At 52.2% G+C, this 14,641-nt stretch carries 15 protein-coding genes and 2 tRNA genes; 10 read left to right on the forward strand and 7 right to left on the reverse strand.

Going from position 1 to position 14,641, the window contains the following annotated elements:
* Window positions 1-27 precede the first annotated feature (27 nt).
* Entirely contained in the window at window positions 28-165 is a 138-nt protein-coding gene (locus BZG80_RS06725; protein ID WP_025675231.1) for a DUF3149 domain-containing protein, read from the reverse strand.
* A 305-nt stretch (window positions 166-470) separates the two neighbouring features.
* Here BZG80_RS06725 and BZG80_RS06730 point away from each other — a divergent pair.
* Window positions 471-547 (forward strand) — tRNA-Pro (locus BZG80_RS06730).
* 126 nt (window positions 548-673) lie between these two features.
* Window positions 674-750: transfer RNA gene (locus BZG80_RS06735), tRNA-Pro, on the forward strand.
* Between the two features lie 126 nt (window positions 751-876).
* Here the strand turns inward: BZG80_RS06735 and BZG80_RS06740 are convergent.
* Both BZG80_RS06740 and BZG80_RS06745 read right to left on the reverse strand, forming a co-directional pair.
* Window positions 877-1,314: a DUF411 domain-containing protein gene (locus BZG80_RS06740; RefSeq protein WP_077460072.1), complete on the reverse strand. Its 438-nt coding sequence runs from the start codon at window positions 1,312-1,314 to the stop codon at window positions 877-879.
* Window positions 1,315-1,326: 12 nt separating this feature from the next.
* A complete protein-coding gene (locus BZG80_RS06745) occupies window positions 1,327-4,116 on the reverse strand; it encodes a cation transporter (RefSeq protein ID WP_198532928.1) in 2,790 nt (929 codons plus the stop codon).
* A 104-nt stretch (window positions 4,117-4,220) separates the two neighbouring features.
* Here BZG80_RS06745 and cueR point away from each other — a divergent pair, with 104 nt between their 5' ends.
* On the forward strand, window positions 4,221-4,682 hold the full coding sequence (gene cueR, locus BZG80_RS06750; protein WP_077575919.1) for a Cu(I)-responsive transcriptional regulator: 462 nt from the start codon (window positions 4,221-4,223) through the stop codon (window positions 4,680-4,682).
* A 4-nt stretch (window positions 4,683-4,686) separates the two neighbouring features.
* Here the strand turns inward: cueR and BZG80_RS06755 are convergent, their stop codons facing one another.
* From BZG80_RS06755 to tesA, 3 genes are all read right to left on the reverse strand, one after another.
* A complete protein-coding gene (locus BZG80_RS06755; protein WP_077460075.1) occupies window positions 4,687-5,541 on the reverse strand; it encodes a co-chaperone YbbN in 855 nt (284 codons plus the stop codon).
* Window positions 5,542-5,977: 436 nt separating this feature from the next.
* Window positions 5,978-6,823, reverse strand: coding sequence for an SDR family oxidoreductase (locus BZG80_RS06760; protein ID WP_077679015.1), 846 nt, complete (start codon window positions 6,821-6,823; stop codon window positions 5,978-5,980).
* 29 nt (window positions 6,824-6,852) lie between these two features.
* Window positions 6,853-7,464, reverse strand: coding sequence for a multifunctional acyl-CoA thioesterase I/protease I/lysophospholipase L1 (gene tesA, locus BZG80_RS06765; RefSeq protein WP_077660764.1), 612 nt, complete (start codon window positions 7,462-7,464; stop codon window positions 6,853-6,855).
* Between tesA and BZG80_RS06770 the strand changes: the two genes are divergently transcribed.
* Both BZG80_RS06770 and BZG80_RS06775 read left to right on the forward strand, forming a co-directional pair.
* Window positions 7,463-8,149: an ABC transporter ATP-binding protein gene (locus BZG80_RS06770; protein WP_077660765.1), complete on the forward strand. Its 687-nt coding sequence runs from the start codon at window positions 7,463-7,465 to the stop codon at window positions 8,147-8,149. The genes tesA and BZG80_RS06770 overlap by 2 nt on opposite strands.
* The gene (locus tag BZG80_RS06775; RefSeq protein ID WP_077679016.1) at window positions 8,139-10,580 is read left to right on the forward strand and encodes an ABC transporter permease; all 2,442 of its coding nucleotides are present in this window, start codon (window positions 8,139-8,141) and stop codon (window positions 10,578-10,580) included. Before BZG80_RS06770 ends, BZG80_RS06775 begins: the two co-directional genes overlap by 11 nt.
* Before the next feature lie 133 nt (window positions 10,581-10,713).
* Here the strand turns inward: BZG80_RS06775 and BZG80_RS06780 are convergent, their stop codons facing one another.
* Window positions 10,714-11,610, reverse strand: a complete 897-nt coding sequence (locus BZG80_RS06780; protein WP_077679017.1) for a TIGR01777 family oxidoreductase — start codon at window positions 11,608-11,610, stop codon at window positions 10,714-10,716.
* Window positions 11,611-11,835: 225 nt separating this feature from the next.
* Between BZG80_RS06780 and BZG80_RS06785 the strand changes: the two genes are divergently transcribed.
* The 5 genes from BZG80_RS06785 to BZG80_RS16105 all read left to right on the forward strand — a co-directional run bounded on the left by BZG80_RS06785 (window position 11,836) and on the right by BZG80_RS16105 (window position 14,417).
* Window positions 11,836-12,561 carry a DUF1538 domain-containing protein gene (locus BZG80_RS06785; protein WP_077679018.1) on the forward strand — a complete coding sequence of 242 codons (726 nt, stop codon included), beginning with the start codon at window positions 11,836-11,838 and terminating at the stop codon, window positions 12,559-12,561.
* Window positions 12,558-13,340, forward strand: a complete 783-nt coding sequence (locus BZG80_RS06790) for a DUF1538 domain-containing protein (RefSeq protein ID WP_077679019.1) — start codon at window positions 12,558-12,560, stop codon at window positions 13,338-13,340. The genes BZG80_RS06785 and BZG80_RS06790 overlap by 4 nt, the downstream gene beginning before the upstream one ends.
* Before the next feature lie 9 nt (window positions 13,341-13,349).
* A complete protein-coding gene (locus BZG80_RS06795) occupies window positions 13,350-13,700 on the forward strand; it encodes a P-II family nitrogen regulator (protein ID WP_077460082.1) in 351 nt (116 codons plus the stop codon).
* Window positions 13,697-14,119, forward strand: coding sequence for a CBS domain-containing protein (locus BZG80_RS06800; protein ID WP_077679020.1), 423 nt, complete (start codon window positions 13,697-13,699; stop codon window positions 14,117-14,119). The genes BZG80_RS06795 and BZG80_RS06800 overlap by 4 nt, the downstream gene beginning before the upstream one ends.
* An 82-nt stretch (window positions 14,120-14,201) precedes the next feature.
* Window positions 14,202-14,417, forward strand: a complete 216-nt coding sequence (locus tag BZG80_RS16105) for a hypothetical protein (protein WP_241833874.1) — start codon at window positions 14,202-14,204, stop codon at window positions 14,415-14,417.
* The last annotated feature ends 224 nt before the right edge of the window (window positions 14,418-14,641 follow it).

Raw genomic sequence — 14,641 nt, forward strand, 5'->3', positions numbered from 1 at the left:
TTAAAGATAGGTAGGCAATAAAACAGGTTATTGAGGTTTAGATGTCATCACTTTGTAGACAAAATAGCCGCCAAAGAAACTGATCAGGGCAAATGTACAGATGATGACAATCATGGATGACAAGCCCACGGCGTTGCCGAAAAGTAGATCAAGCCAAAAGTCCATAGTCTGTACCCTCGTGTCCGTTAATGTAGGGTCAGAATGCCAATAGGAACTGTGTTGAATACTGATCAAGATCAATAGAAATGTCGAACAATTTATCAACACTTGTTAACCACGATGCGATCACAATTTGCTCGCAACTGATGCGACTTTCACCGTTTAACTGAGAGGGGAGAAAAAATACGTGATTAGGGCTTGAGGTTTCGTGATGCTTGAGTATGATAGTCGACCTCAGCACGGGGATGCATTTGATCGCATAGCTCTGTGCTTGACAAGGCGAACATCAGTTCGTAAAACTTGTCATATGTCGGTGAATAGCGCAGTTTGGTAGCGCATCTGGTTTGGGACCAGAGGGTCGGGGGTTCGAATCCCTCTTCACCGACCACTATTAAGGTAGTGGAGAGCGCATTTGGTCGGGGGCCGGGAGCCGGTCCAATCGAATCCCTCTTCACCGACCACTATTTTAAAACTGAGTAAACTAAGATTACTTGGTTGACGTAAAAAGCATTAACGGTGAATAGCGCAGTTTGGTAGCGCATCTGGTTTGGGACCAGAGGGTCGGGGGTTCGAATCCCTCTTCACCGACCACTATTCAGGTAGTGGAGAGCGTATTTGGTCGGGGGCCGGGAGCCGGTCCAATCGAACCCCTCTTCACCGACCAACGTAAAACCCCAGCCTTTTGGCTGGGGTTTTTTCGTTTTCTCGGTCCAGCACTTAAGGCTTAGGGTAGTGCTGGAATGCTTGGGTATTGCCTGCCTTATCAAACGCCATGACCGTATAAGGCTGTTGACGATCGCCGTATTCCATACCTGGTGAGCCAATCGGCATGCCTGCAACGGCCAGTCCTTCTAACCCCGTATTGGTGGCCAGGAGCTTTTTCACCTCTTGGGCAGGAACGTGTCCCTCAATCACATAGCCATTAATACGTGCGGTATGACATGACTGCATATCAGCTGGGACGCCCATGTCTTGCTTGACTGACGCCATGTTGTCATGCGGTTTTACCTCTAGCTCAAAGCCGGCTTGCTCCATATGCTCAACCCAATCGTCGCAGCAGCCACAGCTGGGGGATTTATACACCACACCGCTCGCGGCCATCGCCGAGGCACTCATTAGGCCTACTGTTGCTACAAGTAGTTGTAAACGCTTCATTATCGCTCCTTGTTACTTATCGTCTGATTTTATTTTGAAAAAACGTAATCGGTTTGCATTGGTCACCACCGTGATCGAAGAGAGCGCCATTGCGCCACCCGCGATCACCGGACTGAGCAACATGCCGGTAAAGGGGTAAAGGATGCCGGCAGCGATCGGAATCCCCAAGGTATTGTAGATAAAGGCACCAAAGAGATTTTGTTTCATGTTGCGTACCGCGGCTTGAGATAGCCCAATGGCGTCTGCCAAGGCGCCAAGGTGTTGGTGCATCAGCGTAATTTGCGCGCTTTCTATCGCAATATCGCTGCCGCTGCCCATCGCCACACCGACATCGGCTTGCGCAAGTGCCGGCGCATCATTGATACCATCACCGACCATGGCAACGCATTTACCTTGCTGTTGGAGAGACTGGATTTGTTCCGATTTTCCATCAGGCAGAACACCGGCAATAACGTGATCAATGCCCAGCTGACGGCCAATGGCATTGGCGGTATCTGGGTGGTCGCCAGAGAGCATGATCACTTCAAGCCCCTGTTGTTGCAGGCGAGCGATAGCGTCTATGGCATCATCACGAATCGGATCACTGACACCAATAAGCGCTTGTACGCTGTCCGCATTGGCAAGGTAAATCGCCGTTTCGCCACGCTGAGTCATGGCGTCGATATCGGTTTGGTGGGCGTCAGTATCTATCCCTTGTGCCTGCATCCACGCTTGGTTGCCGATGTAGTAACGTTCACCCTCGATCTTGGCCTGGATCCCTTTGCCAGATTCACTGTTAAAGTCATTTGATGTCGGCAACGCAAGTGTCTGCTGCTTGGCATAGCCAACAATCGCTTGGGCCAATGGGTGCTCGGAGTGTTGCTCCAGTGAGGCAGCAATTGCCATGAGGCGCTCTTGGTCGCCGTGAATAGCATTCACATGCGTGACTTCGGGCTGGCCGCGGGTCAGTGTGCCCGTTTTATCAAACACCAAGGTGTGCAGTTTTGCCGCGGTTTGCAGCGCATCAGCATCACGGATTAAGACCCCGACTTCGGCGGCGCGACCCACCGCAGCGGTAACGGATAGAGGGGTCGCCAAGCCAAGCGCGCAGGGGCAGGCGATGATCAACACCGTGGTCGCGGTGACCAGCATGTAGCTGACCGACGGCTCTGGACCGACAAAATACCAGATAGCCGCGGTAACAATGGCAATGGCGACCACGATAGGCACAAATACCGCTGAAATACGGTCGGCAAGCTTCGCCAGTTCAGGCTTACTACTTTGCGCTTCGCGCACTAAATCAATAATACGTGCCAACATGGTATCGCTGCCCACACCAGTGGCTTTAAAGGTTAAGCCACCTTTTTGGTTCACGGTCCCGGCATGAAGCGTGTCCCCCGCTGTTTTATGAACAGGCACAGGCTCACCGGTCAGCATGGATTCGTCGATATAGCTGCTGCCATCAACCACTTCACCATCAACCGGTACCTTAGCGCCAGGTTTAACCCGCAGTGTCATTCCCTGTTTCACTTCATCAAGCGGACGCTCTGTTTCTTGTCCGTTTTCAATGACTAAGGCTGTAGGTGGCTGTAAATCAAGTAATTGGTCGAGTGCTTTAGACGTATTGGCACGGGCACGTGCTTCAATCGCATGGCCTAAGCTAATCAAACCAATGATCATGGCTGAGGCTTCAAAATACACATGACGGGCTTGCTCTGGGAATAATGCAGGCGCGATGACCACCGCGGTGGAATACAGCCACGCGGCACCGGTACCGAGCGCCACCAACGTATCCATGGTGGCACGTTTGTGCATCAGCGCTTGCCAGGCATTGGCAAAGAAGTGACGGCCACCGGTTGCAAGAAGCAAGAGGGTTACCACCGCAATGGCGCCCCACGCCCACTGATCTTGGCTCGATTGAATGGTCATACTGCCACCGAATACGCCCCAAGCCATCAGTGGCGCCCCCAAGCCTAAGCCTGCGAACGTACTGCGTTTAAAGTTTTTTAGCTCGTTGGCTTGCTGGGTTTGCTGGCGCTCACGCCGATCATTATCGTCTTCGACTTTTTCCGCGCCATAGCCAGCGTTTGCTACTGCCGCAACAATGGCGTCTGACGATGCACTGCCTTTAACAATCGCGCTACGCTCGGCTAGGTTAACGCTCACGTTCGCCACGCCATCCACACCGCTAATCGCGTTTTCTACGCTTTGCACGCAGCTTGCGCAGGTCATACCGGATAATACGTATTGCTGACGGCTGGCCTTGCTTGAATCTGCAGGATTATCGACCGAGGATGACTTGGCTTCCGATGCTTCTGATGCTTCTGAGGTTTCTGGATTCGCGTTACGTGCGTCTGTCTGCGCTGGTGATTCGTTGTCAGTGCTCACGTTTGCGTCATTATCAGATACGCGCGCCGCTTGATAACCCAGCTGGTGGATAATCTCAATCAGTGCATCAGCACTCAAGCTCGTGTGCACCTCGGCATGGGTTTTACTGACGGCGTGTGTAAACACGGTGGGCTGCTCGTCCAATGCTGCTTCTACTTTAGCGACACAGCGGCCACAGTTTAAGCCACTTAACGTGAAATGATGGCGGTAGCCGACATGATAGCCAAGCGATTCAATTGCTGAGACGGCTTGGCGAAGAGAATATTGTTCGCTTTCGCCCCAGGTCTCAAGCGAGAGTGATTGGGTGTCAACGTCCTCAATGCGAACGCCGTCGATATCCTCGAGCGCTTTCGTCACTTTTTTCACACAGCCTTGGCAGCTTAGGCCACTTAACGGCAGTGTGTAATAGGTGATCTTGGTGTCGGTCGTCGTCATTGCTTCTCCTTGATAGCCTCTCATCGTGAGATGTTGGCGGTTGTCGCAATTTCAGTTAAGCTAAACTGTAAACCTTATAGTTACTGGAAGGTCAAGCGACGAATATGAAAATTCAACAAGTGGCCGAAAAAACCGGCTTAACCAGCAAAACCATCCGCTTTTATGAACAAAAAGGACTGATCACCCCGCCGCATCGTGCCGATAATGGTTACCGGGATTACGGCGAACAGCATGTCAGTGAGCTACAAATGATTCGCCGTGCACGGCTGGTGGGTTTTACATTAGATGAGAGTGGCGATTTATTGGCGTTATCGCGCGATCCGTCTTTGCGTAGTGCCGATGTCAAAGCGCGAGCAGAGAGTAAACTGGTTGAAATTGATGAAAAAATCGCAGAGTTGGCGGCGATGAAAACCACACTGCATGCCTTGACTCAGGCTTGTCCGGGCGATGGTGACGCGCAGTGTCCGATTATCGAAGCACTGCGCGGTGACAGTGAGCTAGGCGATTTAAAAGCCGATGCCACAAGTTGTTGCGCATCGGGGACCCAATCGCCAGCGGTCAATTAAACGATCAGTAAAGCAGTGAATAGAGCTGGCGGCGATAGCGTGAGGCGATCTCGTTGCCTTGGCCGAGTGCTGCTAAAATATCCATAAAGGTTTTCTTGGCTTCACCGTCGGCGTAATTAAGATCGCGACGCAAAATACCCATCAAGAGTTCAAGCGCATCTTCACTGCGGTTAATGTGATTAAACTGCAAAGCCAGCTCGTACGCGACACCTGCATCCCCTGGATTTTCTTCAAGCGCCGCTTGCAGGCGTCGAATTTCGGGGCCATCTGCGGCTTGATGGTGCAATTCAATTTTTGCGATCAATGACTTATAAGTCGCGTCTTGATCTTGCAGCAAAATGGTCTCAAGAATGGCTTGTGCGGCATCAAACTGGTGGGTTTCTACCAAGCATTCTGCAAGGGCAAGCTTGTATTCCGCTTTATCGCCAAGGCTGGACTCCAGCGGCTTAATGATCACAAGCGCATCGGTATAATTGCCCTCTGCCATTAACTGGCGCGCCTGATCAAAGGCTTGGCTCTCTTGACTAGGTAGGTGCTTATCAAGCATTTCGCGCACTGTGTCGTAGTTTTGTGGGCCAGCTAAACCGTCCACTGGCTGACCATCTTTGAACAATGCCAGCGTTGGAAGCGCACGGACACCGAATTGGGCGGCAATCATTTGTTGCGCTTCACAATCAATGGTTGCAAGGGTAAAGGTGCCATGACTGTCGTGAGCAATTTGTTCGACGGTGGGTTTTAGCTCCACGCTTTCGGGCATCATATTGGCCCAAAAGTAAATCAGCACAGGCGTGCGTGACGATGATTCGAGAATTTGCTGAAAATTATGCTCGGTTAATTCGACGATATAGTTTGCGTTCATCATGGATCCTGACGATATGGATTTTCACTAAGGGTGGGGGCAAACGCGCAGAAATTCAAGCAACTGGCCCTGTAATTGCGTGTTTAAGCTCGATGGAATGTGCAAAGCCGACAAGGGGGCGAGAAACGAAAAAGCCACCTTTTGGTGGCCTATTTCGTCGGTCTGCAAACAAGCGACGTTTTAACAATAACACGTGCGGGTTAGAACAAGAGCACCACGCACAATGCGACGCTCAAGCAGAGCCAGTTTAACTGATGTAAGGTCATCCGCCGGCTCCTGTTGTTGTGTTTGTCTTTATAATGCTACCTGTTAACAAGAAGGCCCCGTTGCCCAAAGCCTTTGTCGTCATTACAAATTAGATTAGCCCACCTCTGTGACAAAAGTATGACAAATGAGGCAGTCAGCACATTTTTTACCGTGACGGCTTATTGTTGCATTAACTGCCTTTGAGCAAGACCCGATCCAGCCAACCGCTAGGGAGCACTCGCTTGAGAATCGCCATCCATACGGTGGGTTGAGTGACGCGATAACGCACCTTGGGGCGAGGCGAGAACAAGGCATGCGTCAGTGGCGCAACCAGCGCGTCGGCGGGTAGGGTATATTTGTTGCCACCTTCGTCTGCAGCAAGACGGTCGATTTGGCTTTGATAGGCTTGCTGGTGGCGACTTTTATTCGGGTCGACCCAGTGTTTAAAGGCGCTGAGCGCATTGGCACGAAACGCCGTTTCAATCGGGCCAGGCTCAATCAAGCTCACCTTAATCGGCGTATCGCTCAGCTCTAAACGCAGGGTATCGGTCCAGCCTTCAAGCGCAAATTTACTCGCATTGTAGGCTCCACGGTATTTGAGCGCGACAATGCCAAGCACCGAGCTGTTTTGCACAATCCGTCCCCCGCTATGACTGAGCAGCATCGGCAATAAGGCTTGGGTTAAATGGTGCCAGCCAAATACATTGGTCTCAAACTGAGCGCGCAGCGCATCGGTGGGCAAATCTTCCAGCGCGCCAGGTTGGCCGTAAGCGCCATTATTAAAGAGGCCAAACAAGATCCCACCGGTCATTTCATCAATCGTGGCCACCGCGCGATCAATGCTGTTGCTGTCCGAGACATCTAACTGAATGCAGGTTAATCCTTGTTGCTGCAACCGTGTGACATCCTCCGCTTTTCGGCAGCTTGCGATCACCGTGTGGCCCTGAGCATGCAAGGCGTTGGCACAGGCAAAACCGATCCCTGTTGAACAACCGGTGATAAGGATCGCGTTTTTTAAAGGGGGGGTGGCTGTCATCGTTATCTCTATTGGTTGATTATTGTTGATTAACTGTCAGGCTGTGACAGATACGGTACCAGTTGCTCTGCCATAAACTCGGCAATCCACGTTTGGGCGGCCGGCATCGGATGAATGCCATCATCACGCATCCATTCAGGCTTTTGGATCACAGACTCCATAAAAAAGGGCAGTAAGGGGGTTTGTGTTTGCTCTGCCAGTGTAGGATAAATATCAGCAAACCCTTGCGCATAGCGCTGGCCGTAATTGGGCGGGATCTGGATTTGTACTAACAGCGGCTTGGCATCGCCCGTATGTGCCTGAGTGATCAATTGCTTAAGGTTGTCTCGTATACGGTTGAACGGCCAACCCCGCAGGCCATCATTGCCGCCGAGCTCGATCAGCACCCACTCAGGTTGGTGGCGCTCAAGCAGTTGCGGCAAACGTTGTAGGCCATTGCCTGTGGTGTCACCCGATATACTGGCATTGATCACCTTAACATCAAGGTCGCGATCTTGCAGCGCGCGCGGTAGCTTGGCAGGCCAGGCTTGTTCAGCTGCCATTTGGTAGCCAGCGCTTAGGCTATCACCGAGGACGAGGAGCGTTTGTGCACTGGCACTGCTCACCCACAAAAAACACAACAAAGTAAGGATGCGTAACATGGCCTCTCCTGTTATTCGAGCCGAAAAAATTGCAAAACATGTCGTGACACGCGAACAGCCGCTTACCATTTTGCAGGATGTCTCGCTACAAATCGAGGCGGGTGAGTCGATTGCGCTAATGGGCGTGTCGGGCGCGGGAAAATCGACCCTTATGACCTTGCTTGCCGGGTTAGATACGCCCAGTGAAGGCGAAGTCGATCTGCTCGGGCACAAGCTTTCCACCTTGGACGAAGATGCCCGTGCCGCCCTGCGCGCGGAATCGGTAGGGTTTGTGTTCCAAAGCTTTCTTTTAGTGCCATCACTGAATGCATTAGAAAATGTGATGCTACCACTGACCATTCGTGGCGAAAACGAAGACGAAACCCGCGCCAAGCAACTGCTGGCCTCGGTAGGATTGCAAGGACGAGAAACACACTTACCTTCACAGCTCTCTGGCGGCGAACAACAGCGTGTTGCCCTCGCGCGCGCCTTTATTATCCGCCCGCACGTGTTATTTGCCGATGAGCCAACCGGTAACCTCGACCAAAAAACCGCCGCAACCATTATTGATTTACTGTTTGAGCTGAATGAAAAGCATGGCACCACCTTGGTGTTGGTCACTCACGATCCGGCGCTGGCCAAACGCTGTCAGCGTACCTTGATGATGGACAGCGGCAAACTACAGGAGCACGTCAATGGCGAGTAATAATGGACTGCTTAACCGCTGGGCGTGGCGAGAGCTTTTGCATGGACAGATATGGCCGGTGGCGGTGGCGCTGGCGCTGATTATCACCTGCGTGTTCGCGCTTTCCGCATTGGCCGATCGAATTGAAAACGTCCTCACCCAACAAGGGCGCAACCTGATTGCTGCTGATACCGTGTTAAGCACGCGCCAGCCTGTGAACACCGAGCAAATTGAGACCTTTAAACAAGCGGGCACCACGGTATCAGCACAAACCCGCTTTGGCACCATGGCGTTCAGCGAACAAAACATGCAGCTGGTGAGTGTGAAAGCGGTGGATAGCCTCTATCCGTTGCGTGGCGATCTGGTGTTGGAGCAAAACGGCCAAGCCCTAACGGGAGATCGACGCATTCAGCCCGGTGAGCTATGGCTGTCTGAGCGGGTGTTTAGTTTGCTCGATGTTAAGCCCGGCGATAAGGTCTCGATTGGTAATCTTGATCTGAGCGTCAGTGGCACCTTGGCCGCCGAGCCAGAGCTGTCGTTTAATCCTTTTAGCCAAATGCCTGCGGTGATGATGCACCGTGATGATGTGCCTGCCGCCGGCGTGGTACGCGAAGGGAGCCGGGTACGTTATCGCTACTTCTTAACCGGTGATGAGCCAAGTTTAAGTGCCGCAAGGGACAGCTATACGCTGCAAGACGGCGAGCGCTGGGTGGATGAAAACACCTCTGATCGTACTGGCGATATGCTCGATCGCAGCCGTCAGTATTTATCTCTTACCGTCGTTTTAGTGATTGTGATGGCCGCGGCCACCTTAACGCTCACGTGTCAGCACTATGCCAAAAGTCGCGCCGATTTGGTGGCGATGCTAAAAAGTCTGGGCGCCAGTCAGCAGTGGGTGCGGCGCTGGTTAGCGCGTCAGCTGACCTTATTGTTTGTGTTAGCGACCGTGGTGGGCTTAGGCGCCGGCTACCTGTTGGAAGTGCTCCTGCGTTTACCACTAACCGATGTATTGCCCTCACCGCTGCCCAGTTACGGCTGGGTGCCATGGGTGCTCGCGCCAGGGGTTGCCTTGCTGGTGGCGTTACCTGCACTGGGCGTGCCATTGCTGAAATTACTGGATGCGCCCGCGTTGGCAGCCGTGCAATCGCAGGCTGGCAGCGGGCGGCATCGTCGTGGTACCGCCGCTATCCTGATAGCGATTCCGGTTGGCGCGCTTGCGCTGTGGGCGTTTGATAACACCTTATTATGGAGTGTGTTAGCGGCGATGGCAGCGATGGTCGTGCTGCTCGCATTGGCTGGCTTAGGCCTGCTCAAGCTGGTGAAATCGCGCGTACGCGCGCCGTCGGTAAAATTGGCCCTCAGCCGGATCACCCGCAACAAACTGGCTAGCAGCGTGCAGCTAGGGGCTTTGGCGATCTCCTTTATGCTGTTGGCGATCATCTGGCTGCTGCGTACCGATTTGCTCGCCGATTGGGGACGGATGCTGCCGCCCGATGCGCCCAATGTGTTTGCCATGAACATTGCACCAAGTGCACAACAAGACTACGTGGGGGATCTCGACCAAGCCAGCTTGATGCGATCCGATGCGTATCCGATCGTGCGCGGCCGGTTAGTGGGCAAAAATGGCGAGCGCTATCAGGTTTCCACCGATGAAGGCGAGCGCGATGAAGCCGATGAAGCGCTGCGCCGAGAGCTTAACTTTACCTGGCGTGAAACCTTGCCTTCGCATAATGAGGTGCTTGCGGGCGACTGGCCAACCGAAAATGGCGTCTCGGTGGAAGCGGATATTGCCGCGCGTTTAGGGATTGAGATTGGCGACAGCCTCACCTTTAGCGTCACCGGCCAAGACTTTACCGCCACGGTCAACTCGATTCGTGAAGTCGAATGGCGCAACATGCGGCCTAACTTCTATTTTATTTTCGATCGTGACACTCTCGCTGACAAACCGGCCAACTGGTTGGTGAGCTTCCGGCTTGATGAATCACAAACGTCATTGCTCAATCGGTTGGCACGGGAATACCCAACCGTCACGCTGCTCGATTTACGCACCATGAGCAGTCGTATTCAATCGATTTTGCGTCAAATTGGCTTGTCGCTCTCTGTGTTGGCAGGGCTGGCGGTGATAAGCGGCTTGCTACTGCTGCTGACCTTGCTGCGTATCAGCCTGAGTGAACGCCAGCAGGAAATTAACCTCTACCGCACCTTGGGGGCCACCCGCACCCGTATTCAACGCACTCTGTGGAGTGAGTATGGGGTGATGGCCTTGGTGTCGGGGTTAATGGCGGTGCTTGGCGCTGAAGCGGCGATGGCAGGGCTGCTCAAATGGGGCTTTGAAATGGAAGTACGTTTGCATCCCGAGCTTTGGGCGGTGCTACCGGTGTTAGCAGTGGGGTTGGTGTTTGTCACCGTCGCCTCAATGCTGGGTAAACTGATTGACCCGCAACGGCGTTAACACGGTGCGGGTGTAAAGCATCCTCGTTTTACACATAACAAAGCGGGTATCAAGAAAATTGATACCCGCTTTTTTGTATCAAACGTCCAGCAAAACCTGGCCAGCAACACACTTGTGCGAAAGGCAAAAGCCGCTATTTAAACAGTGACTGCATCGCCTCTTCCACCTTGGGGTGCTGGAACTCAAAGCCTGAGTCCTCTAACGCATGCGGCAAGGCGCGCTGGCTATCGAGCAACAAGTGCGAGGCTTCGCCCATCATGGTTTTGATCGCGAGTGTGGGAACAAAGAACACATGCGGGCGTTTTAAGGCACTGGCGAGCGCCTGGCTAAACCGTTTATTGGTCGCTGGCTCCGGGGCGGTGCAGTTAAACGGCCCTTTGAGCTCAGGGGTGTTGAGCAGGTGGATAATGGCACCGACCATGTCATCAATATGAATCCACGGCATATATTGCTGCCCTTTGCCGATCGGGCCTCCGAGCCCAAGCTTGTAAGGCAGCATCATCCGTTTCAACGCGCCCCCCTCGGCACTTAACACTACGCCGGTGCGCAGCAAACACACTCGGGTGTTGGTTGAGGCGCCTTTCAGTGCAATTTTCTCCCACTGATGACACACGTGCTGGGCAAAGTCATCAGCATGAACCATCAAGGTTTCATCAAAGGCGCGATCTTGCTGATCGCCGTAATAGCCCACCGCCGAGCCACTAATAAAGGTGTGAGGTGGGGTGCTGCTGGCATGGATTTTCTCGACCAGCTTTTCGGTTAGCCCCCAGCGGCTGGTACAAATAATCCCTTTTTGTTGCTCACTCCAACGTTTATCGGCGATAGGTTCACCGGCCAAATTAATCACGGCATCAAAATCATTCAGATGCGACAAATCATCGATCCGCTCCAGCGGTGTCACACTATTGGCAAAACATTGCGTCACTTTTTGCACCGACCGAGACAGCACGGTGACTTGATGCTCAGAGAGTAATCGCGGAATCAGCGCCTGACCTATCAGGCCAGTGCCGCCGGTAATAAGAATCTTCATGCCTGATGTCCTAAACGTGTTGTTGTAATCCCTAACCGTAACGCTAAGAGGGTTTTAGACTTAGCGCAAGTGATTGCTTTGCATCCTGATACGTACCGCAACCAAAATCGGTTGGATCGCGCAGTTTTTTACTCTGCTTCTCGCACCTTGGTTTGGGAGTGTTAACATAAATAGGCACATAAACACCGTGTTTACTGTTAATACGCAAGGAGTCATGTCGCCTACATGCAAGCGTTATTCAAATCATTGCTGGGAAGCTTTCGTGATCTATTACCCATTATCTTGGTGATTGGCTTTTTTCAGGTCATTGTGCTGCAACAACCGCTGCCCAACTGGATCTCAATTACCGTTGGCTTGGTGCTGGTGGTCGTGGGGCTGACCTTATTTGTATACGGCTTAGACATGGGGCTATTTCCAATTGGCGAATCGATGGCGCATTCGCTGGCCCACAAAGGCAGTTTAGGCTGGTTGATTGCGTTCGCGTTTCTGCTCGGCTTTGGCACCACCATTGCCGAACCCGCACTCACCGCGGTAGCGGCAGAGGCGGCAGATGTCGCCGCTAACGGCGGGATGATACACACCAGCGAAGCGGCTAAAAACAACTACGCCAATGGCCTTAGGATCACGGTGGCGCTCTCGGTCGGGTTTGCGATTGTGTTGGGCGTGGTGCGCATTATAAAAGGCTGGCCGATCCATCGTTTAATCATTGGCGGCTATTTGCTGGTGGTGGCGATGACCATGGTCGCACCGCCGAGCATTATCGGCATTGCCTATGACTCGGGTGGGGTAACCACCTCAACGATTACAGTGCCATTGGTGACCGCGCTCGGCGTGGGGCTAGCAACCGTGATTAAAGGGCGTAACCCCATGGTGGATGGCTTTGGCTTGATTGCGTTCGCCTCGCTATCGCCGATGATTTTCGTGATGGCCTACGGCATGGTGGTGGCATGAGTAATCCACTCACCCTGTTTCTCGACACTTTTTTCTCCACCGTGCGCGATGTGATCCCCATTATTGCGATCCTTGTTGGTTTTCAGCTATTTGTACTACGCAAAGCGCTCAATAACCCCAAACGGATCATTCTCGGTTTTTTCTATGTGATTCTCGGCTTAAGCCTGTTTTTAATGGGGCTGGAGTTGGCGCTATTCCCGCTGGGATCGTCGATGGCCGAGCAGCTGACCGCTCCTGAGTTTATTGGGGCTGCAATCAAAGCAAGCGGCGAGATTAACTGGCAAGCGTATTATTGGGTATATATTTTTGGTGCCGCGATTGGCTTTAGCACCACGGTCGCTGAGCCTTCGTTAATTGCGGTGGCAATCAAAGCAGCCAAGGTTTCGGGCGGGGCGATTCGGGTGAATGGCTTGCGCGCCTCGGTGGCGCTTGGCGTGGCAATGGGGATTGCCTTGGGGTGTTATCGCATTGTGGTGGGCGATCCGCTCCACTATTACATCATCACCGGCTACGTGGTGGTGGTGATCCAAACCTATTTTGCCCCGCCGTTTATCGTGCCCTTGGCCTATGATTCTGGCGGGGTGACCACCTCAACCGTCACCGTGCCCTTGGTGACGGCGCTGGGGTTGGGGCTAGCCTCTACCGTACCGGGAAGAAACCCGATGCTTGATGGGTTTGGCTTAATTGCGTTTGCCAGTTTGTTTCCGATGATTACCGTGATGGGCTATGCCCAAATCACAGCCTATTTACAAAAAAAGCACGCACAGCGTTCATCGTAAGGAGAGCCTATGCGGTTCAAATTAATCATGGCGTTTATTGAAGATGCCAAAACCGATGCGGTGCTCGATGCCGCTAGAAAAGCTGGCGCCACCGGCGCCACCATTATTAACAACGCACGTGGCGAAGGCTTGGTTCAGAAAAAAACCTTTTTAGGCCTCACGCTCGATGTGCAGCGGGACGTGGCGATCTTCCTGGTGGAAGAGCACCTGGCGCGCGCCATACTTGAAACCATTAATGATGTGGGCGAGTTTGATGCCACGCCTGGCAGTGGTATCGCGGTGCAAATTGATGTGGAAGATGCCGTGGGCGTGGCCCACCAAATGCAAGAATTAACCGAAGTGGTGAAGGACGAGTTATGAAACAACATAAAACGGTAAGAGATGTGATGCATGCCCATGCCGTGTGTATTGATGGGCTCACCACGGTCGAAGAAGCGATCCGCATTGCACGCCAAGAAGATGTCAAAGCACTGATTGTTAATAAACGCGACGACAGCGACGAACACGGCCTGGTGTTAATGAACGACATTGCCAAAAAAGTGCTCGCCAAAAACCGCGCGCCATCACGGGTGAATGTTTATGAAATTATGACCAAACCCGCGCTTAGCGTCTCTCCCGATATGAATGTGAAATACTGCGCCCGTTTATTCGAACGCTTCGGTATCAGCCGCGCTCCTGTTATCGAAAACGGCCAAGTCCTCGGCATGGTGAGTTATAACCTAATCGTCATTTACGGCATGCTCGCCGAAGAAGTAGAGAATCAGCATAGGAAGGATTAGGGGAGTAGGTGTATAGGTGGTTTGATAGTGGCGGGATAGGGAGAATTATTATAGCATTATTGCTTGCTTCAGGACAGACTTTATGCTTTGGCTAGCAGCTCATTATGCTATAAATATTCCTAATATCACTTTGAATGGAAAATCGAGCTATGAGCAAAAACGATTGTCAGAAAAAGAACTGGCTGAGAGCATGATACCCTATGCTGCACATACTAATGMGATAGCTACAGTAGCATTAAATGAATTAGGCTTTGAACCCACTGAAAGTGATTACAAAACCGCATTGAAGCGAATTTGATTTCTGTTTGATGCGGTAGAGCTAGGGACTTCCGAAGGTGACGAACTTGAAAGGCTAGCTGCATTGATGGAAGAATATTAAGAAAACACCACCCTATTTAATAACTGCAACGAATTTTCCCCCGAAAATAGCTGTACTGATTACTTAGTCAATTGTTTTAACTTTCTCATATTCCTAATAAACGTGAAGTCGGGTACACTGATACAATGAGTTGTTTATTATAC

It is taken from the genome of Salinivibrio sp. MA440, assembly GCF_001996265.1.
Lineage (GTDB): Bacteria > Pseudomonadota > Gammaproteobacteria > Enterobacterales > Vibrionaceae > Salinivibrio > Salinivibrio costicola.

Excerpts from the sequence above, each read along its gene's own strand:
- BZG80_RS06725 (WP_025675231.1), bottom strand. The coding sequence starts at position 165 with ATGGACTTTTGGCTTGATCTACTTTTCGGCAACGCCGTGGGCTTGTCA.
- BZG80_RS06740 (WP_077460072.1), bottom strand. The coding sequence starts at position 1,314 with ATGAAGCGTTTACAACTACTTGTAGCAACAGTAGGCCTAATGAGTGCC.
- BZG80_RS06745 (WP_198532928.1), bottom strand. The coding sequence starts at position 4,116 with ATGACGACGACCGACACCAAGATCACCTATTACACACTGCCGTTAAGT.
- cueR (WP_077575919.1), top strand. The coding sequence starts at position 4,221 with ATGAAAATTCAACAAGTGGCCGAAAAAACCGGCTTAACCAGCAAAACC.
- BZG80_RS06755 (WP_077460075.1), bottom strand. The coding sequence starts at position 5,541 with ATGAACGCAAACTATATCGTCGAATTAACCGAGCATAATTTTCAGCAA.
- BZG80_RS06760 (WP_077679015.1), bottom strand. The coding sequence starts at position 6,823 with ATGACAGCCACCCCCCCTTTAAAAAACGCGATCCTTATCACCGGTTGT.
- BZG80_RS06770 (WP_077660765.1), top strand. The coding sequence starts at position 7,463 with ATGGCCTCTCCTGTTATTCGAGCCGAAAAAATTGCAAAACATGTCGTG.
- tesA (WP_077660764.1), bottom strand. The coding sequence starts at position 7,464 with ATGTTACGCATCCTTACTTTGTTGTGTTTTTTGTGGGTGAGCAGTGCC.
- BZG80_RS06775 (WP_077679016.1), top strand. The coding sequence starts at position 8,139 with ATGGCGAGTAATAATGGACTGCTTAACCGCTGGGCGTGGCGAGAGCTT.
- BZG80_RS06780 (WP_077679017.1), bottom strand. The coding sequence starts at position 11,610 with ATGAAGATTCTTATTACCGGCGGCACTGGCCTGATAGGTCAGGCGCTG.
- BZG80_RS06785 (WP_077679018.1), top strand. The coding sequence starts at position 11,836 with ATGCAAGCGTTATTCAAATCATTGCTGGGAAGCTTTCGTGATCTATTA.
- BZG80_RS06790 (WP_077679019.1), top strand. The coding sequence starts at position 12,558 with ATGAGTAATCCACTCACCCTGTTTCTCGACACTTTTTTCTCCACCGTG.
- BZG80_RS06795 (WP_077460082.1), top strand. The coding sequence starts at position 13,350 with ATGCGGTTCAAATTAATCATGGCGTTTATTGAAGATGCCAAAACCGAT.
- BZG80_RS06800 (WP_077679020.1), top strand. The coding sequence starts at position 13,697 with ATGAAACAACATAAAACGGTAAGAGATGTGATGCATGCCCATGCCGTG.